At 62.5% G+C, this 20272-nt stretch carries 14 protein-coding genes and 1 tRNA gene; 4 read left to right on the forward strand and 11 right to left on the reverse strand.

Going from position 1 to position 20272, the window contains the following annotated elements; genetic code table 11:
* Position 1 precedes the first annotated feature (1 nt).
* The 8 genes from V7S54_RS02880 to V7S54_RS02915 all read right to left on the reverse strand — a co-directional run bounded on the left by V7S54_RS02880 (position 2) and on the right by V7S54_RS02915 (position 5903).
* A complete protein-coding gene (locus V7S54_RS02880; RefSeq protein ID WP_065372373.1) occupies positions 2–622 on the reverse strand; it encodes a Maf-like protein in 621 nt (206 codons plus the stop codon).
* A 151-nt stretch (positions 623–773) separates the two neighbouring features.
* Positions 774–992 carry a translation initiation factor IF-1 gene (gene infA, locus V7S54_RS02885; RefSeq protein WP_004435948.1) on the reverse strand — a complete coding sequence of 73 codons (219 nt, stop codon included), beginning with the start codon at positions 990–992 and terminating at the stop codon, positions 774–776.
* 271 nt (positions 993–1263) lie between these two features.
* Entirely contained in the window at positions 1264–1731 is a 468-nt protein-coding gene (locus V7S54_RS02890; protein ID WP_057248171.1) for an arsenate-mycothiol transferase ArsC, read from the reverse strand.
* Positions 1732–1745: 14 nt separating this feature from the next.
* Positions 1746–2222, reverse strand: a complete 477-nt coding sequence (locus V7S54_RS02895) for a UPF0262 family protein (protein WP_058323567.1) — start codon at positions 2220–2222, stop codon at positions 1746–1748.
* The gene (gene hisD / locus V7S54_RS02900; protein ID WP_065372371.1) at positions 2219–3523 is read right to left on the reverse strand and encodes a histidinol dehydrogenase; all 1305 of its coding nucleotides are present in this window, start codon (positions 3521–3523) and stop codon (positions 2219–2221) included. Before hisD ends, V7S54_RS02895 begins: the two co-directional genes overlap by 4 nt.
* 42 nt (positions 3524–3565) lie before the next feature.
* Positions 3566–4006, reverse strand: a complete 441-nt coding sequence (locus V7S54_RS02905) for a DUF2948 family protein (protein ID WP_065372458.1) — start codon at positions 4004–4006, stop codon at positions 3566–3568.
* A gap of 105 nt (positions 4007–4111) precedes the next feature.
* The gene (gene murA / locus V7S54_RS02910; RefSeq protein WP_065372370.1) at positions 4112–5404 is read right to left on the reverse strand and encodes a UDP-N-acetylglucosamine 1-carboxyvinyltransferase; all 1293 of its coding nucleotides are present in this window, start codon (positions 5402–5404) and stop codon (positions 4112–4114) included.
* 253 nt (positions 5405–5657) lie between these two features.
* Positions 5658–5903 (reverse strand): hypothetical protein, encoded by a 246-nt coding sequence (locus tag V7S54_RS02915; RefSeq protein WP_065372369.1) that lies wholly within the window; start codon positions 5901–5903, stop codon positions 5658–5660.
* 157 nt (positions 5904–6060) lie between these two features.
* Here V7S54_RS02915 and V7S54_RS02920 point away from each other — a divergent pair.
* Positions 6061–6135, forward strand: a tRNA-Thr gene (locus tag V7S54_RS02920).
* A gap of 326 nt (positions 6136–6461) precedes the next feature.
* On the forward strand, positions 6462–7175 hold the full coding sequence (locus V7S54_RS02925; protein WP_065372368.1) for a DNA helicase: 714 nt from the start codon (positions 6462–6464) through the stop codon (positions 7173–7175).
* 343 nt (positions 7176–7518) lie between these two features.
* Here the strand turns inward: V7S54_RS02925 and pncB are convergent, their stop codons facing one another.
* The 3 genes from pncB to V7S54_RS02940 all read right to left on the reverse strand — a co-directional run bounded on the left by pncB (position 7519) and on the right by V7S54_RS02940 (position 10819).
* On the reverse strand, positions 7519–8823 hold the full coding sequence (gene pncB, locus V7S54_RS02930; protein WP_065372367.1) for a nicotinate phosphoribosyltransferase: 1305 nt from the start codon (positions 8821–8823) through the stop codon (positions 7519–7521).
* Positions 8824–8861: 38 nt separating this feature from the next.
* Positions 8862–9461, reverse strand: coding sequence for a bifunctional nicotinamidase/pyrazinamidase (pncA, locus tag V7S54_RS02935; protein ID WP_065372366.1), 600 nt, complete (start codon positions 9459–9461; stop codon positions 8862–8864).
* Between the two features lie 176 nt (positions 9462–9637).
* Entirely contained in the window at positions 9638–10819 is a 1182-nt protein-coding gene (locus V7S54_RS02940; protein WP_065372365.1) for a polysaccharide biosynthesis/export family protein, read from the reverse strand.
* 407 nt (positions 10820–11226) lie between these two features.
* Between V7S54_RS02940 and V7S54_RS02945 the strand changes: the two genes are divergently transcribed.
* Positions 11227–18735, forward strand: a complete 7509-nt coding sequence (locus V7S54_RS02945) for a type I polyketide synthase (RefSeq protein ID WP_065372364.1) — start codon at positions 11227–11229, stop codon at positions 18733–18735.
* A complete protein-coding gene (locus V7S54_RS02950) occupies positions 18732–20147 on the forward strand; it encodes an aminotransferase class I/II-fold pyridoxal phosphate-dependent enzyme (protein WP_065372363.1) in 1416 nt (471 codons plus the stop codon). Before V7S54_RS02945 ends, V7S54_RS02950 begins: the two co-directional genes overlap by 4 nt.
* The last annotated feature ends 125 nt before the right edge of the window (positions 20148–20272 follow it).

Here is a 20272-nt window from a genome sequence, read left to right on the forward strand (position 1 = left end):
TTCAGCCTTCCAGCCAACGATTGTGCACGTCGTAGCCTTCGCCGACAAGCAGGCTGACGGTTTCGTAGAGCGGCAGGCCGACGACGTTGCTGTAGGAGCCGACGAGTTTGACCACGAAGCTGCCGGCGATGCCCTGGATGCCGTAGCCGCCCGCCTTGCCGCGCCATTGGCCCGAGGCGAGATAGCTTTCGATATCGAAACCGGACAGGCGCTTGAAGCGCACCTTGGTGTCGACGACCTTCTGCCTGAGCGTCTTGTCCGGGGTGATCAGGCACACGCCAGTATAGACGCGGTGGCTGCGGCCGGAGAGCAGGTGCAATGCGCTGGAGGCTTCGCTGACCAGTTCCGGCTTCGGCAGGATACGCCGGCCGACGCAGACGACCGTATCGGCCGCCAGGATATAGCTTCCGTCCCAGCCGGGCTCGCCCTTGATTGCCGCAAGTGCTGCTCGCGCCTTTTCAGCCGACAGACGCCTTGCGAGCGAACGCGGGTGTTCGGCACGCTTCGGCGTCTCGTCGAGATCCATCGGCATCAGGCGCGCGGGCTCGATGCCCGCCTGCGCCAGAAGTTCGACGCGACGCGGCGAGCCGGACGCCAGTATCAGTTTCTTGGCCACTGTCATCGGAACGAGCCGTCACTCCAGAGCAATTCCAGCAAAAATGCGGGTGAAGCGGTTTTGCGTCTGGAATTGCAATCCAACCAAAGGTTAGAGCGTTTTCGCGATTCGAAGAAGAAGCGGAAATGCTCCAGGAATTGCGTAGAGCCGGAGCGGCTTACTTGAAGCGGTAGGTGATGCGGCCCTTGGTAAGGTCGTACGGGGTCATTTCGACGAGAACCTTGTCGCCGGCAAGCACGCGGATGCGGTTCTTGCGCATGCGGCCCGCCGTGTGGGCGATGATCTCATGCTCGTTTTCGAGCTTCACGCGGAAGGTCGCATTCGGAAGCAATTCGGTGACCACGCCCGGAAATTCAAGGACTTCTTCTTTCGCCATGTAGGACTGTTCTTTCTATCTTTGTTTAGGGATACGTCAGGTATCCCGAAAAATTCGCCGGAAACTACACAATCGACGAGGATTTGTGAACCGTCTAACACCGGCTTTTGCGCTTTTGTGACGGCTACGGCGCCGCGCGTCCTATCAGAGGCGCAGAGGTCGCTATAGCACTTTGAACTGCTGCGTGTCTTTAGCCTTAAATCGGATGGGATCTAAGAAGACATGGAAAAGAATTGTCGCCGGAAACCGCACTGGGATTTCCGTGAAGCTCTTAAGTTTTCTCTCGTCTGTGCGAGCCGACCAACCGATGATTGATCAGCGTCGACAGGTGATCGCGCACGGCGCGATACGCGTCGACGATCTGCTCGCGGGTGCCGGCTGCCACCGTCGGGTCCGGCGTCGGCCAATAGACCACGTCGACGGCCATCGAGCGAGTCAATTCGAGCGCCTTGTGATGCGCCTCCGGCGCCAGCGTCACGATGAGGTCGAAGTAATCGTCCTCGAGTTCATCCAGCGTGTGGGGCTGGTGGCGGCCGAGGCTCAAGCCCACCTCGGCCATGACCACGTCGACAAAGGGATCGCGTTCGCCATGCCGGACTCCGGCCGAGGCAACATAGGTTCCCGCTGGCAGCGCCGCCTTGGCGAGCGCTTCGGCCATCGGCGAGCGGATGGCATTCATGCCGCACATGAAGAGGACCGAGCGGGGCGCTTTCAACTGCGGTGCCTCGGTTGCCGTCATGCCGGTTCGCGCCTCTACCCGCGCCAATAGAGCACGCAGACGAGCGTGAACAGGCGGCGGGCGGTGTCGAAATCCAGCCGGATCTTGCCGGACAGGCGGTCCATCAGCGTCTGCGAGCCCTCGTTGTGAATGCCGCGGCGCCCCATGTCGATCGCCTCGATCTGGCTCGGCGTCGCCGAGCGGATCGCCTCGTAGTAGCTCTCGCAGATCATGAAGTAGTCCTTCACGATCCGGCGAAACGGCGTCAGCGACAGGATGTGGGTGGCAACATCGCCGCCCTTGTCGGTCGAGATCGCAAAGACCAGCTTCGCGTCCATAAGCGAAAGATTGAGCTTATAGGGGCCGCCGGGATGGCCGACCGGTTCGAACAGGTTTTCTTCGAGCAGGTCGAAGATAGCAACCGCGCGCTCATGCTCCACGTCGGGGGTCGAGCGGCCGATGGTCTCGTCCAGAACGACATCGCAGAGGCGCAGATTGCGGTCCGCCTTCATCCAGCATCCCCGAGATTGAGGCGAATGGCGACGGAACGCGCATGGGCCTCCAGCCCCTCGGACTTTGCCAGCACGATCGCTGCCGGCCCGAGGATCCGCAACTGCTCCGGATCGAGCCTAAGGATCGACGTGCGCTTCATATAGTCGAGCACGCCGAGGCCGGACGAGAAGCGCGCCGAGCGCGCCGTCGGCAGAACGTGGTTGGAGCCGCCGACATAATCGCCGATGACTTCGGGCGTGTGGCGCCCGACGAAGATCGCGCCGGCATTGCGGATCTTCTCGACCATCGTATCAGGGTTGGCGAGCGCCAGTTCCAGGTGCTCGGCCGCGATGCGGTTGGCGAGCGGCACGGCCTCTTCGAGATCGGGCACGAGAATGACCGCGCCGAAATCGCGCCAGCTCGCCGAGGCCGTTTCGGCCCGCGGCAGCGTCTTCAATTGCCGTTCGACCGCATCCTCGACCGCCTGCCCGAAGGCCGGATCGTCGGTGATCAGGATCGACTGGGCGCCGACGTCGTGCTCGGCCTGGGCTAGGAGATCGGCGGCCATCCAATCCGGATCATTATGCTTGTCGGCGATGACAAGCACTTCCGAGGGACCGGCGATCATGTCGATGCCGACGGTGCCGAAGACCTGGCGCTTGGCGGCGGCAACATAGGCATTGCCCGGGCCGACGATCTTGGCGACCGGGGCGATCGTCTCGGTGCCATAGGCAAGCGCCGCAATGGCCTGCGCGCCGCCGACGCGGTAGATCTCCTCGACGCCCGCAAGCCTTGCTGCGGCAAGCACCGCCGGGTTGATCTCACCGCCGCTTGCCGGCACCACCATAACGATGCGGGGAACGCCCGCCACCTTTGCCGGAAGCGCATTCATCAGCACCGAGCTCGGATAGCTCGCCGTGCCACCCGGCACATAGAGGCCGACGGCATCGACCGCCGTCCAGCGCGAACCGAGGCCGACGCCCATCGTGTCTTCGTAGATATCGTCCTTCGGCCGCTGGCGCGCATGGTGAGCTTCGATGCGGGTGGCAGCGACCTTGAGCGCGCCCAGCACCTCCGGCTCGACCGCCTGGATCGCCGCATCGATCTCGGCCGCGCTGACGGCCATGGGCGTCACGGAGAAATCGACGCCATCGAAGCGCTTGGAGTATTCGGCGAGTGCCTGATCGCCTCGGGCGCGCACGTCGTCGATGATCGCCTTGACCACCGCATTGACGTCTTCGGACACCTCACGCTTGGTCGTCAGGAATGACGCGAACTTTTGTTCGAAGTCACCGTCGAGAAAATTGAGCCTGATTGCCAAAGGGGACGTCCTTGTATGCCAGTGTCGTTCGGGTCGAGTGGCTCAAGCGCCTTCGGGATGCTTGGGCTTGAAAGCGGTTTCCCACGCCCCGCCGGTATCCGCAAGCTGCGTTTCGATGCATTCGACGTCAAGCGCGATCGAGGCGTCGCCGGCAAGAACCAGTTCGACCGTGCCTTCCGGCCCCTCGCCGAGCACCGTGAACTTGAGCGTCAGCAGGTCAAGAACCGCTTCATCGTCGCGCCGGTCAAAGCCGACCGAGCGGACCGCATTCACCCGCTTGAACAGGAGCAGCGCGCGACGACGCTCGAAGGAGCGCCGCTTGCCGTCGGCCGTCTCCCAGGCGAAGCGGTTGACGACAAGCGAAAACTGCTTGCGGCGGGCGTCATATTCCAGCCCCGATACCTTGAACACGGCATCCTGGACGTGGGCGGAGACGACAGCGAGATCTTCCTCGTCGAGCGCCAGCAGCTTCAGACCATTCATACCGTCCATTCCTTTCGTTTCGCCGCACATTTTCCGTGCCACAATTGAAATGGACATAGGATGTTGCGCCTGAAACCGCAACGGTATCAGGCGCAACCGATCAAATCAGTCGCTGACGCGCTCGACATGAGCGCCGCAACGGGTGAGCTTCTCTTCCAGCCGCTCGAAGCCTCGGTCGAGGTGATAGACGCGCGAGACCATGGTTTCGCCTTCGGCCGCAAGGCCAGCGATGACGAGCGAGACCGAGGCGCGAAGATCGGTCGCCATCACAGGCGCGCCCTTCAGCCGGCTGACGCCCTCGATCTTGGCCGTCTGGCCGGAGAGCGATATCTTGGCCCCGAGGCGGGCAAGCTCCTGCACATGCATGAAACGGTTCTCGAAGATCGTCTCGGTGATGTGCGAGGTGCCTTTCGCCATGGTCATCAGCCCCATGAACTGCGCCTGCAGGTCGGTCGGGAAGCCCGGGAAAGGATCGGTGACGATATCGACCGGCTTGATGCCGGCACCGTTGCGCACGACGCGGATGCCGCTATTGGTCTCGGTGATCTCGGCGCCGGTGCGGCGGATGGCTTCGAGCGCCGTGTCGAGCAGCGCCATGTTCGTGTCTTCGAGAATGACGTCGCCGCCGGTCATGGCAACCGCCATGGCATAGGTGCCGGTCTCGATCCGGTCCGGCAGGACGCGGTGACGGGCGCCGGAGAGCGAACGTACGCCTTCAATCGTGATCGTCGGGGTGCCCTGGCCGGTGATCTTGGCGCCCATGGCATTGAGGCAGTTGGCGAGGTCGACGACTTCAGGCTCGCGCGCGGCGTTGCCCAGCACCGTGGTGCCGTTTGCAAGCGTCGCGGCCATCATCAGCACGTGGGTGGCGCCGACGGACACTTTCGGGAAGGTGTAGCGTGCACCGACCAGGCCGCCTTCCGGCGCCGTCGCGTTGACGTAGCCGCCGTCGATCTCGATGTTGGCGCTGAGTGCCTGAAGGCCTTCGATGAAGAGATCGACCGGGCGCGTGCCGATGGCGCAGCCGCCGGGCAGCGAAACGCGGGCCTTGCCTTCACGGGCGAGCAGCGGGCCGATCACCCAGAAGCTTGCGCGCATCTTCGACACCAGCTCGTAAGGGGCGGTCGTATCGACGATGTTGCGGCAGGTAAAATGGATGGTGCGAGCATAGCTCTCGCCCTGGCGCTCGCGGCGGCCGTTGACGGAGATGTCGACGCCGTGGTTGCCGAGGATACGGATCAGTTGCTCGACGTCGGCCAGGTGCGGCACGTTTTCGAGCGTCAACGTGTCGTCGGTCAGAAGCGACGCGATCATCAGCGGCAAGGCCGCGTTCTTGGCGCCGGAAATCGGGATGACGCCGTTAAGCTTGTTGCCGCCTACAATCCTGATGCGATCCATGAGGCCTCTCGAACGGGCTTGGCCCGCCTTTCCAAATATTTTCTATGTTGTCTGAAGGCGCCTCTTTAGTGGAGACGCCGCGAAATTAGAAGTGCCTTGAACGCCGCGCGCCCATTCGGACGCGAAAGGTCGCCATATCGGTTAAGTCGCTGCCCTGGATCGACCCGACCAAGGGCATTTATGCAATTGGACGCCAGACGGCTGAGCCGCCGGCAAACGGGAAGGAGCCGGCGAACGCCGCCCCTGCCCCGTACTAATCTTCGGATTCGTCCGTTTTTGCGGCAGGAAGGCCGCTGACCTCATCGGCTGCACCGGAACGGCGCGCCCGCGCCTGCTGCTTGCGGCGCTGGAGATTATCGCGCAAGTTCCTGGCAAGACGCGCCTTTTTCAGGTCCGACTCGGTCGTATCCTTCTTCTTCTCCCGGCGCACCTTGCCCTCGGTCCGCTGCTCTTCCGGCACGGGCTCGGTTTTCTTGCCGTCGCTGTCGTTTGTTTGCATGGTCCTGCATTAGCGCAAAACCAGGGTCTTCGGAAGCGCCGGCGAACTTTCTCACAGGTCTTCACGAAAAACTTCGAAATGCGACTTGCACTCCCCGCTCACCTATGGCAATAGCCCCCTCGCTTGATGCGGCTGACACACGAACCGGCCGCCAGATGCTGCTATAGCTCAGGGGTAGAGCACTCCCTTGGTAAGGGAGAGGCCGAGAGTTCAAATCTCTCTAGCAGCACCAGTTTACCTCCTAAGAAATACAAGTATTTACTGCCGCACGCCGATTGCAGTGCCCGGTCAGTTTTCATCTGCGATCCGCGCCCACTGTCGATGCCTACCGCTCCGTCAGCGACAACGGGCTCTTTCAGATTTCGCCCCAGTTCCGCTCATAGCCAGGCATTCACCTCGCCCAACCTCTGCGCTATCCTTCGATTCGGGCGCGCCCACGCCTCCCCCCTCCGCTTGGGAAAGTAGATTTCATACGGGGCACTCTCACCATCGAACCGACTGTTCGAGCACCAAGCATAAGGAGGGGCTGCGAAGACTGCTCGCATCAGGAGGTTACCGATGAAACTGTCTGCGCCGATCTATCATCTGAAGCGCAAAGCAAAGCGGCTTTCCCGTGACCAAAACATCCCGCTCCATGAGGCGCTCAATCGTATCGCCGTTGACGAGGGCTATGCCGACTGGAGCCTGCTTGCCGCACGACATGGCGCAGCCGACCCGGCCGCCACGCTGTTGACCCGGTTGAGACCGGGGGATCTTGTTCTTCTCGGCGCGCGGCCCGGACAAGGCAAGACGCTGAAAAGTCTTGAGCTCGCCGTGGATGCGATGAGGTCAGGCCATCGGGCGTTCTTCTTCACGCTGGAATATACGGTGAACGACGTGATCGATCGTTTTCCGGCAATCGGGGCGGACTACGCGCCTTTTGCCACGCTGTTCGAGATCGATTGCTCCGATACGATCAGCGCCGATTACATCATCAGGAAGCTGGCCTTGGCGCCAAGTAGTACACTGGTGGTCGTGGACTATTTGCAACTTCTCGACCAGAGGCGTGAAAACCCTGCGGTCAGCGACCAGGTCAGCAAGCTGAGAGCATACGCACGCGAACGCGGGCTGATCTTCGTTTTCATTTCGCAGATCGACCGGTCCTATGATGCCGCGACGAAGCCGTTTCCCGACATTGGCGATATCCGGATGCCGAATCCACTGGATCTCGGACTTTTCGACAAGACCTGGTTCGTGAGCAAGGGAGAGATTCAATTCCAGGCCATGACCTGAGGCGCGCCAGCCTGCCTGGCTGATATCGGGAACGTATTCCCCGATGTCGCGTTACCGTTTCAAAGGCAGTAACGCGGAGGCTTCTCAATGAAAGGCATCATTCTCTGGCTCATGGGCGTGCCGCTCATCGTCATCATCCTTCTCTACATGTTCGTGTTTTAGAGAAGAAATGCAACGGCAGGTTGGCGCCTTAACGCAACCTTAAGATTCCACTGCCAGATTTGACGTTGCGATGATGGACAGTCGCAACATCTTTGATCCCCTTTTGAAACCGGCGCTTGCCGGTTTCTTTTTTTGAAGTGGTGGAAAGCCGCTCCACACTTTTCCTGGAATAGCTTGGCGGCTAAACCTTGACCGCCTGCTCGACGAAGTCCTGTGAGCCGAAGAACTTGAGGTAGCGCTCGACCTCCGCCGGATCGCCGGTCGCCTTGCGCGGATTGTCGGAGAGTTTCACCGCCGGGCGGCCATCGGCTTCGCTGACCTTGCAGACGATCGAGATCGGGTTGAGGCCGCTGATTTCCGTCGGGGCGCAATCGGCAAAATCGTTGGTAAGGTTGGTGCCCCAGCCGAAGCTCATGCGCACGCGTCCCTCGAAATGGCGGTAGGTCTCGATGATCGTGTCGACGTCGAGGCCGTCGGAGAAGATCAGCAGCTTCTCCCGCGGGTCCTTGCCCATCTTCTTCCACCAGGCGAGGATCTTCTCGCCACCTTCGATCGGCGGCGCACTGTCCGGCCGGAAACCCGTCCAGTCCGCGACCCACTTGGGCGCATCGCGAAGGAACGCCGCCGTTCCAAACGCATCCGGCAGCACGATCAACAGGTTGCCGCCATAGAGCTGGTTCCAGTCCTGCAGCACCTTGTAGGGGGCGGCAGCCAGTTCCTTGTCGTTGCGGGCAAGCGCCGCGGCCACCATCGGAAGCTCATGCGCGTTGGTGCCGAGCGCTTCCAGATCCGTATCCATGGCAAGCAGCACGTTGCTGGAACCCGAGAAGGAACTTCCGATGCCTTCCTTCAGCGCCTCCACGCACCAGCGCTGCCAGAGGAAGCTGTGTCGGCGCCGCGTACCGAAATCCGAAATCCTGAGGTTCGGATACTGCCGCAGGCGCTCGACCTTGGACCACATCTTCGCCTTCGCACGAGCATAGAGCACGTCGAGGGTAAAGGGGCCGAGGCCCTTCATCGCCGAGCGTGAACGCAATTCGTTGATGATCGCGAGCGCCGGGATCTCCCACATGGTGGTTTCCGCCCAGCGGCCACGGAAGGTCAATTCGAACTGACCGTCGCTGCGTTTCAACTCATAGTCCGGCAGGCGGAACTTGGCGAGCCAGGCGAGAAATTCCGGCGAGAAGATCTGCTTGCGACCGTAGAACGTATTACCGGCGAGCCAGATCATCTCCTTCTTGGAGAAGCGCAGTTCACGCGCATGATCAAGCTGATCGCGCAGTTCCTGCTCGTCGATCTCGTCGGCAAGCCGCACCGTCTTCGTGCGGTTGATCAGCGAGAAGGTCGCATCGACGTCCGGATAGAGCTGCCAGATCATCTGCAGCATCAAAAGCTTGTAGAAATCCGTGTCCAGCAGGCTGCGCACGATCGGGTCGAGCTTCCAGGCATGGTTATAGACACGCCTGGCGATGTCGGTCTTCGTCATTGGTGAAATCTCTCCTTCCTCAGCGCGAGGGTCTCGAACTAGTTCAGCTCGACACCGGCATCGCGCATGCGCGTGACCATTGCCTGAAGCGAACCGTTGAGGTCGATGCCCCGACAGGCCTCGAGAATGACGGATGTCGAAAATCCCTGTGCAACCGCATCAAGCGCAGAAAAGGCCACGCAGAAATCAGTCGCCAACCCACACAGCGTCACTTTCTTGATGCCGCGGTCCCTGAGATACCCGGTGAGGCCCGTCGGCGTCCGGCGATCGTTTTCGAAGAAGGCGGAATAGCTGTCGATCTCGGGCCGGCAGCCCTTGCGGATCAGAAGTTCGGCCCGCGTCCACTCGAGCGCCGGATGGAAATCGGCACCGGCTGTTCCCTGGACGCAATGATCCGGCCAGAGCGTCTGGCCGCCATAGGGCATGGCGATCATCTCGAAGGGGGTCTTGCCGGGATGGCTGGAGGCAAAGCTCGAATGGCCGGCGGGATGCCAGTCCTGCGTCAGCACCACGTGCTCGAAGCGGCCAATCAAGCCGTTGATCATCGGCACGATCTCATCACCGCCTGCAACCGCAAGCGCTCCGCCCGGGCAGAAATCGTTCTGCACGTCCACGACGATCAACGCTTTATCCGCCATAACTCATTCCTGCCTACCGACGTCCATCGATCACCAAAATCGATTTAAGTCCAAGATCAATCACAGAATTTGAGCGGCGACAAGTCGCTTCCGCCTGCTTTGAAAATCAGGAGGATAGATAAGCAAAGGGCGCCGACCTTGCGGTCGACGCCCCCGAGAAAAGCTGTTTAACGTGATTAGTTGCCGTTGAGGTTGTCCGCGATCGAAAACCCGGAATTGGCGATGCCGACCGGCTGGGCGATGAAGTTGAGGAACTTCGAGAAGTCGACCGACGGATGGCGCGAAGCATAGATGACGTCGCGGTTCTTGATCGGGAAGGTCTGGCCGACGATCAGGCTGTCCGGCTTGCTCATGTCGAAGCGGTAGACGATCGGGTAGCGCCCCGTGCTGTCGGTCTTCATGCCCTTGCGCAGCATTTCGTTGAAACGCTGCTGGCCGAGCAGGCTCATGACGACATCCGGCTCTTCGTAACGGAAGATGAAATAGCCCTTCATGTCGAGCGTGTAGTCCGAGCCGCCGCCGGCAAGACCCATGGCCTCGAGCAGGTTCAGGTCATTGGCGCCGAATTCGACACGCTGGTTGGCCTTGACCGCGCCAAGGATCGTGAAGCGGCGCGGGTCGCGCGATACGAAGATCTGGTCGCCCGGCTTGACGTGGATGTTTTCCGACGGATTTTCGATAATCGACTTCAGGAGGACTGTTCCGGTCTTCTTGCCGCGCACCAGCGTGACATAGGTCTCGTAGGGCTGCGCAACGGGGCCACCCGCCTTGGCGATGACCTCATTGATCGTCTCGTCGACGAGGCTGAGCGGCACGACCGACGACTTGCCGACAGCACCGGAAACCGTGACGTTGCGCGAGGCGGTGCTCATGCTGGTGACGATGACATCAGGCTCGACCGCCTTCTGCTTCAGCGCCTCCAGGATCTCCTGGCGCGCCTGCTCCAGCGTCAGGCCGGCAAAGTTGACCGGACCGACATAGGGGATCGCAGCCTTGCCATCAGGCTGAACGACGAGATCGATGCTCGTCTGCTTGGACTCTGCCGTCGAGAACAGACCGTCGCTGCCGGCTTCGAAGATCGAGACCTTGAGCTGGTCGCCGACGCCGATCACGACTCGGCCGACGCCGCCGCCAATGCCGAAACGGCGGTTGAGTGTCGAGGAGACATAGTCGGAAACGAGGCGCGCGGAGCGGCCATCCACATCGACAATATCAAAAACGGTGGCATTTTGCCGGCCGATCTCGGCGCCGGATTGACCGGCATCCTCGACGATCGCCCCAGCCAGCGGCCCCTCGCCCGGAACGGCCTGGCATCCCACGAGGGCGGTACAAAGCAGAAGGGCACTGACTCGTTTCAACTACGACACTCCAAATTCGACACAGCCATGATTTTACTCACAGTTCCGTACCGCATCATCTCCCGACCGGGAATTCGCCGGTCCCTGAAAAGCACAATCGCCGTCCCACAACAAGTCATCCGAAGACCAAGACGGGCAAAATATTTGGAGCCGCGTCTTTCTGGTCATACCTTCTCTACCTTGAGCGTGGTTTATCGCCCTATCCGCCTTGGACTGGCGTTGACAGCGTGTATATCTTCAGTCTTTGGGGTTGAAAGCTAGGGACTTTAAGTTAAAAGCTGACTAATGAGGCGGGACGAATATAGCTGGGGATAGCCTGGCAGCATGACGATTGGCGATTGCATTTCGGCCTCCGACGCGCAATCGCAGATGCAACTTTAGCGGCAGTTTAGAGCGTTCGATCATACATGGCTGTTGAGATTATTGGGCGAGCATGCCTCGCCCCTGGAGCAGAATCGCCTTCGGCGTTGTTCAAACTTCTTCGTCAAGGCAAGTGCACCGTCACCAGCATTCCGTCGGATCGCTGGGACGTCGCGCGTTTTTGGCACCCCGTCATGGGCACGCAGGGCAAGACCTATTCCTTTGCCGCCGGCGTGCTGGACCAACTCTATGATTTCGATCCCGCCGTCTTCGGCATGTCGCAACGCGAAGCCATGTACATGGATCCGCAGCAGCGCGTGCTGTTGCAGCTCGCCTGGCGGGCACTCGAGGACGCCAATATCTCCGCTACGTCGCTGCAGGGCGAGAATGTCGGCGTCTATGTCGGCGCATCGAGCCTCGATCATGCCAACCTGACGGTCGAGGACCCGGCCGCCGCCGGCCCTTACTTCATGACCGGCAACACGCTGTCGATCGTTTCCAACCGTATCTCGCACATCTTTGGCCTCAGCGGTCCGAGCATGACGGTCGATACCGCCTGTTCCTCCTCGCTGGTCGCGCTCGACCAGGCGATGCGGGCACTGACGTCTGGCGAGATCGACACCGCGATCGTCGGTGGCGTCAACATCCTTGCCCATCCCCTTCCCTTCGTCGGCTTCGCCCAGGCGCGCATGCTGTCGCCCGAGGGTCTGTGCCGCGCTTACGACAATGACGGCGCCGGTTATGTGCGCGCCGAGGGCGGCGTTGTCTTCGTCCTGCGCCGCTCGGACCGCGCGCGGCGCGAAAAGGACCGCAGCTACGCGCGCATCGTCGCGACCGGCGTGAATTCGGCCGGCCGCACCAACGGCATTTCGCTGCCCTCCCGCGAGGCGCAGGCCAATCTTCTGCGGGCGATCTATGAAGGCAACGGCATCGACGCCAACCAGGTGGCCTTCGTCGAGGGCCACGGCACCGGCACCAAGGTCGGCGATCCTGCCGAGGTCTGGTCGATCGGAACGGTCATCGGCGCCAAGCGCCGGGCACCGGTGCCGATCGGTTCGATCAAGTCGAACATCGGCCACACGGAGCCCGCTTCCGGCCTCTTCGGCATGCTGAAGGCCGTGATGGCGCTCGAAAACAACTACCTGCCGGCTTCGCTGCACTTCGACACGCCGAACGAACACATCGACTTCGACGGTCTCAACGTGCGCGTCACGGCGAACCCGATCGAACTGCTGCGCGGCAAGCGCGCTCGCCTTGCCGGCATCAACTCCTTCGGCTTCGGCGGCGCCAATGCGCACGTCGTCATCAGCGATCCGGAACCGGCGGCCGACGAAAGGGCGTCGAACCCATCGTCTTCCGGCCATGTCTTCCTGGCGAGCGCCCATACGGCGTCGAGCCTGGAGGCGCTTCTCAGCGACTATAAGACGGCTTTCGCACATTCTTCCAAGGGTGAAGCGCGCGCGATGATCGCCGCATCGGGTGCAAACCGCACCCATATGCGCCATCGCTTTGCCGCCCGCAGCGACCAGCCCGAAGATATCGTCCGCGCGATCGCCAACCATCTGGAAAAGCCAGGCTCCGGTATCGGTGAAGTCGGCGAAGCCGTCGTCCGCGACGCCAAGGTCGCCTTCGTCTTCTCCGGCAACGGCTCACAATGGGCCGGCATGGGCGTCGAAGCCTTCCGCGAGAACCTGCATTTCCGCCAGTGTTTCACTTCTGTCAGCGCGCTGTTCAAGTTCCACTCCGACATCGCATTGACCGATCTTCTTACCGATCCTGATCTCGACAAGAAGCTTGCCGATACGAAGATCGCCCAACCATTGCTCTTCGCGGTGCAGGCAGCCCTCTCCGACTCGCTGGTTGCCATGGGCATCAAGCCGGTCGCAGTCTTCGGCCACTCCGTCGGTGAAATCGCGGCCGCCTACGCCGCCGGTGCGCTCTCACTGGTCGACGCCGTTTCGATCGTTGCGAAGCGCTCGCTGCATCAGGACCTGCTGGCCGGCCACGGCACGATGGCGGCCGTCATGCTCGGAGAAGACGCCGCCCGCGCCTTTGCCGAGGCACGCGGGCTCGACGACCTCTGCGTCGCAGCGGTCAACGCCCACAATTCCGTGACGATCTCGGGGCCGGCCGACCAGATCTCGGCCTTCCGCGACGCTGCGCGCAAGGCGAAGATCCCGGTCCAGATTCTCGACATCAACTATCCCTTCCACCACCCGATCATCGATCGGGCGAAGGACGCCTTCCTCTCCGACATTCCGGATATCGCACCGCGCCGCACCGAGCTCGCCTATCTGTCGACGGTCACGGGTGCGGCGCTCGACGGAACGCAGCTCGATCCGGACTACTGGTGGAAAAACGTTCGCGAGCCGGTCCGTTTCCAGGCGGCCGCCGAAGCCGCGATCGAAATGGGCTGCCGCCTGTTCATCGAAATCTCTCCGCGCCCGATCCTGTCGTCCTACGTCAAGGAGACGATCAAGCAGGCCGCAGCCCCGGGCATGGTCGTACCGACCCTGCTCCGGGATGTCGGCGAAACCGGCCAGGACCCGATTTCGGCAGCGATGGCGCGTGCCGTCGCGCACGGCGCGGTGGTCGACACGACCCGCGTCTTCGGTAAGCGCAACGCTTCGATCGCCCTTCCCAGTCTGCCGTTCGAGCCCGTCGAGCTGCGCCCCGCAGCAACGACCGACGCGACCGACCTCTTCGGCCGGACCGCCAGGCCTTACCGCCTGACCGGCTGGCGCAGCGACCCGAACAGCGGCAGCTGGAAGAACCATGTCGACGCCCATCTCTTCCCCGACCTCGCCGAACACGTCGTGGACGGCAAGGCGATCCTGCCGGGCAGTGGCTTCATCGAAATCGCCGTCGCCGCTGCACAGCAGTTCTATGGTAGCGACGAAGTCGAGATCACCAATCTGGAGATCGTTCGCCCGCTGGAACTCAGTGATACGAAGATCATGGAGCTGTCGACGGTGCTTTCGCCGGAGACCGGCGACATCGAGATCCGCTCGCGCGAACGGCTGTCGGAAGACGATTGGGCCGTCCATGCGGTTGCCCGCTGCCGCAAGCCATTGCCGGCCGAGGAGCGCGCCTATCCGTCGCTTGCCGGCTTGGCGAAGACCGCAACGGTCGCGCCTAGCCGTGCTTATGAGACGGCGAAACAGTTCGGTCTCGACTACGGCCCGCGCTTCCAGCTGCTGGCCAAAGCCATTGCCTATGGCGATCGGCTGGTCGATGTCGAGTTGAAGACGCCTGATGCTGCCGGCCATCCGCTCGTCACCTACGCCCTGAACCCGATCTCTGTCGACGCAACCTTCCACGGGCTCGTCGCTCTCTTCGATCGTTTCACCGGCGACAAGAGCGGTGCCCCCTATATCCCCGTTCGCTTCGGTTCGGTGCGAGTCGTCAACGGCAGCCAGCCAATCGCGCGCGCAATGATTGAGATCGAGCGCGTCAGCGCCAATTCGATCAAGGCGAAATTCCATTTCTTCGACAAGTCGGGCGCACCGATCGCGCACTTCGAGGATTGCCGCTTCCGCCGTACCTATCTGCGCAAGCACAAGACGCTCGACGCGCTGTCCTTCCACTACGAGGCCGTGCAATCGGAAGCAACGTTGCCGGGTCTGCAGGGTAAAGCGCCGGCGCCGATCAAGATCGCCATGCCTGCCGCCAGCGAAGCCGGCGTCGACAACACGACGTTGCTCTTCAACGCAGCCATCTATCGCGCCTGCCAGGAGATTGCGCTCAAACTCGCCAAGGGTCGATCGACCATTCAGGGCAACCACCTGCCCGGCGATTTTGCCTTCCAGTGTTTCCTGACGAGCTGCCTCTACGTGCTGGAAGACGCCGGTCTCTGCGAGCACAAGGATGGCGTCTGGACGATTGCTCAGGACTTCAACCTGCCAAGCGTCCCGGAGATCCTGCGCGAACTCTACGGCGAGCGGTCCGACCGCGCCGTCGAAGCCGTCTTGATCAACAATGCCTATGCGGAGGCCCTTGCGCGCCTTGACGCGCTCCAGGCCGGCGACGAAGCGGCTCATGGCACCACCTTCATCAGCGATGCCACGCTTGATCATCAAGCCGTCCACTCCGGGGCAAGCCGGGAGCGGATGGCGTTCGTTCTCGAGGCGCTCGAAAAGATCCTGACTTCGGCATCTTCAGGCGCGCGCCTGCGCATCGTCGAACTCGGCAGCGTTTCGTCCGCCTTTACCCGCCGCCTGGCGACGCTTGCCGAAAAGCACGGCGCAAGCCTCACCGTATTCGAAGCGCGCGACAACGCCCAGCGTGGCCTTGAATTGGCCTTCGAGAACGACGCCCATGTGCGCATTCTCAAAAAGGGTGAGCTTGCAACGCTCACGTCTTTCGACCTCGCAGTCAGCGCCTCCGACGGGCTTTACAGCCTGATCGAGGACGACGTGGCGGTCCGCACCGCGCTTCGCTCGACGCTTCGCGATGCCGGCGGATTGATAGCCGCTGTCAGCGCACCATCGCTTTTCAACGATTTTGCCCTTGGACTTTCCGAGGGGTGGTTCGCCCGCAGCCAGACCGCGGAATTCCCGATCGGCAATCTTGCGGCGGTCCCGCACTGGCAGAAATGTTTCGGTGATCTCGATCTGCGCGACGTCAATGTTGCAGAACGCGAATGCGCGAGCGGCAATGTCATCCTGCTCGAAGCGCGCGGCGCCGCCGCGGCTGCCGTAAGTGCCGAAGCACCGGCTACCGGCCCCTATCTGCTGCTGCAGATCGCGGGCGGCAAGGGCAACAAGCCTTCGGAACCGGCTATTCCGGTCAATCTCAGCGGCGATATCGCAGCCGACAAGGCAGCGCTTCTCAGCGGTTTCGAGGCCCTTGGCGAACAGCCGCTGCGGGCAATCTTCCTCGCGTCGCCGACAGCTGCATCCCGAACAGACGATTCCGCTTCGCTGCAGACCCAAATCCTTGCTCTCGGCGCCTTCGCCGAAGCCCTGCGTCTGCATATCGGCGGAGCCGAGCCCGCTGGCGAAAATCGTCCGCGTCTCGTGCTCGTCGCGCCAGGTGGAGCCCCGATCGCGAGCCGGACAACTGGCGCAACGGTTGCCAGCGACGGCGTCAATGCGGGTCTCTGGGCCTTCGCCCGCGTGCTACAGAACGAATATGAGTTCCTCGAAGTGCACTCGCTCGATATCGACGGTTCGCCGACCATGATCGAGCAGATCGCGGCAGCATCTCCGCTGCTCGGCAGCGCCAACGCCAACCGCGAGTGGCTGCTGGAGGGACAAGACGCGGCGCTTTCCGAAATCCGCGCCGTGCCCGGCCCGGTCGACAACGCCCATGCGGCGATCGACACCTTCAAGGCCGCAACGATCCGCCAGCGCGTCAGCTCCCAAGTGGGCAGCATCGTCTGGGAAGAGAGCGACATTCCCGCCGCAGGTCCGGGTGAAGTCGTCGTCGCGGTTGCCGCGACAGGCCTCAACTTCCGCGACGTGATGTGGGCGATGGGCCTGCTGCCCGAAGAAGCGCTCGAAGATGGGTTTGCAGGCGCGACGATCGGCATGGAGCTTTCCGGTCACGTGGTTGCCGTCGGCGAAGGCGTCGACGATCTCGTGGTCGGTGATGCCGTCATGGCGATCGCATCGTCCGCCTTCTCGACCCACGCCGTCGTCTCGCGCGCCGGCGTCGCCAGGCTGCCGCAGACCGTCAGCCCGGTTGCCGCGGCAACGGTGCCTGTCGCGTTCCTGACGGCCTATTACGCCATGGTGGAACTCGGCCGCATCCAGCCGGACGAAACGATCCTCATCCACGGCGCTGCAGGCGGCGTCGGCCTTGCCGCGCTGCAGGTCGCGAAACTGAAGGGCGCCAAGGTCATCGCCACGGCGGGCACGCGCGAGAAGCGCCGCTTCCTGTCCATGCTCGGTGCCGATCACGTCTTCGATTCGCGCTCGCTCGGCTTCGTCAACGATGTTCGCGCCGTGACGGACGGAGAGGGTGTCGATCTCGTTCTGAATTCGCTCTTTGCCGAAGCCATGGAACAGAGCCTGGCGCTGGTGAAGCCCTTCGGTCGCTTCCTCGAACTCGGCAAACGCGACTACTATGCCGACAGCAAGATCGGCCTCCGGCCCTTCCGCCGCAATGTCAGCTATTTCGGCATCGACGCCGACCAGTTGCTGGTCAATCAGCCGAAGCTCACCAAGCGGATCTTCACCGAGATCGGCGCGTTGTTCGAAGACGGCAAGCTGACGCCGCTTCCCTACCGTGCCTTCGACTTCGACGAGATCGGCAACGCGTTCCGGCTGATGCAGAATGCGGGCCATATCGGCAAGATCGTCGTGTTGCCGCCGGTTGCCGGCAAGCATCGGGTTGCCAAGCGTCCGCATGGCGGCATGAAGGTCGATCCGAACGGCATGCATCTCGTCGTCGGCGGCATCGGCGGATTCGGTCTGGCTGCTGCCAACTGGCTCGTCGAAAAGGGAGCGACGAAGATCGCGCTCTGCTCGCGCCGCGGTCAGGCGGATGCCGAAACGACGGCGATGATCGAGGCCTGGGCGAAGGCTGGCGTCTCCGCCACGGTACACGCCTGTGACGTCACCGACCCGACGGCGACCGAGCGTCTCCTCAAGGAGTTGCGTGCGATTGCACCGCTCCGCTCGATCGTCCACGCCGCGATGGTGCTCGACGACGCGCTGATCAGCAATCTCAATCGCGAGCGCAACCGCCCGGTCATTGACACCAAGGCCAAGGGTGCCGCCGTTCTCGATCAGCTGACCAACGACGACAAGCTCGACAACTTCATCCTGTTCTCGTCGGCGACGACACTCGTCGGCAATCCGGGACAGGCTAACTACGTCGCCGCCAACGGCTACCTCGAAGGCCTCGCCCGTGCCCGGCGCGCCCGTGGTCTCGCGGGTCTTGCCGTCGGCTTCGGCGCGATCGCCGACAAGGGTTACCTGGTCCAGAACACCGATGTGAACGACCTGCTCGCCAAGCGTATCGGTAAGACGGCACTGAAGGCACAGACGGCGCTCGACATGGTTGAGAGCCACCTGGCCTTCGATCCGGGCACCGTCGATGCGGCCACGGTGATGATCTCGGAGATCGACTGGTCGGCTGCGCGCAACCTGCCGGTTGCCCGCAACGCCCTCTTCGAAGTCATCCTTCGCAGCGCCGACCAGCACGCTACCGGCGGCGAAGGCGCCACGATGGACCTCGTCGCGATGATCGAAGGCAAGGCGCCGCAGGAAGCCGAAGACATTCTCTTCGACCTCGTAGCCGGCGAGATCGCCGCGATCCTGCGTGTATCGAAGGACACGGTCACGCGCAGCAAGGTGCTGAAGGAAATCGGCCTCGACAGCCTGATGGCGGTCGAACTCGGCATGAGCTTCCAGCAGAACACCGGCTTCGACATGCCGCTCAGCGGGGTCGCGGACAACACGACGGTTGGCGATGTCGCCCGCAAGCTCTATGAGAAAGTCAGCAAGCGCGACCAGAGCGACGATGCCGAGCCCGCCGACGACAAGATCGTCAGCGAACTCGCACAGCGGCACGTCGGCACGGCGAAGGAAAAAGCACAGAGCCAATGAGCACGAACGGAAACGGTCCAGGTGCATCCAAGATGACCAGCAGCCTCAAGGAGAATCTGCTGGATCGGATGCGGAACACGCATCAATCCTCCGAGCGCAACCGCATGGCGCGCTCGGAGCGGGAGATGCCGCCGCCAGCGCGCCGGCAGCAGGCCCGTTTCGAAGATCTGCCGGAATACAAGCAGGTGATGACCCAGAAGTTCGCGAGCGAGCAACTCGGCATCGCCAATCCGTTCTATCGCGCCCACCAGACGGCCGCCGGGGCGACCACCGTCATCGACGGCCGCAAGCTGATCAACTTCGCCTCCTACGACTATCTCGGCCTCAACCGCCACGCCGAAGTGCTGGCTAAGGCGCGCGATACCATCGGCACCTTCGGCATTTCGGCGTCGGCGAGCCGTCTCGTTGCCGGCGAGCGCCCGGTGCATGTGGCGCTCGAAGAGAAGATCGCAAGCTTCTATGGCGTCGATGCCGCCGTCTGCTTTGTCAGCGGCTACCTGACCAATGTCGCCGCCATCAGCTGCCTGATGGGACCGAAGGACCTCGTCGTCCACGACGAGTTCATCCACAACAGCGCCCTTGCCGGCATCAAGCTCTCGGGCGCGACCCGGCGGCTGTTCAAGCACAACGACGTCGCTGATCTCGAACACGTGCTGCGCACCGTCGCGGGCGACTATCGCCGCATCATGGTCATCGTCGAGGGCATCTACTCGATGGACGGCGACGTCGCCGACCTGCCGGCGCTTCTGAAGCTCCGGGCTGAATACGGCTTCTGGCTGATGGTCGACGAGGCGCACTCGCTCGGCGTCCTCGGCAAGACCGGCCGGGGGCTTGCCGAGCATTTCGGCGTCGATCCGCATGAGATCGATGTCTGGATGGGCACGCTGTCGAAGACGACCTCGAGTTGCGGCGGTTACATCGCCGGTAGCGAAGCACTGGTCGAGGTGCTCAAGGCATCTGCCGGCGGCTTCGTCTACAGCGTCGGCCTTGCGCCGGTGCTGGCCGCATCCGCCACCGCGAGCCTCGACGTGCTGGAACGCGAACCGGCGCGGACGGCGGCATTGCGCCGCAACGGTGCCCTGTTCCTGAAGCTTGCCAAGGAAGCGGGCCTGGACACGGGCCTCAGCAGCGGCTTTTCCGTCGTGCCGGTTCTCGTCGGCGATTCCCTGCGTGCGGTTCAGCTTTCGAACGACCTGCTTGCCGAAGGGGTCAACGCGCTGCCGATCATCCATCCGGCCGTGCCCGAAGGACTTGCGCGCCTGCGCTTCTTCATCACCAGCGATCACACGGAAGAGCAGATCCGCCGGACGGTGACGCTGACGGCCGAGCGGCTGGCCGACCTTACCGAACGCAACTTTGGCCTCGGCGGTATCGACATCGACCAGATGATGAAAGCGCTCTCGGCGCGATAAGCGCGAGCGCCGCATTTGCGGCCGGGCATGCTGGAGCGTTTCCGGTAAACAGTTCGCCACGGAAACGCTCTATCTCTTTGTTTCCCGCAATTCCAGACACAAGGCCGCCTCGCGCCTTTCCGGAA

This window comes from Ensifer sp. CCNWLY38 (assembly GCF_037120565.1).
Lineage (GTDB): Bacteria > Pseudomonadota > Alphaproteobacteria > Rhizobiales > Rhizobiaceae > Ensifer > Ensifer adhaerens_H.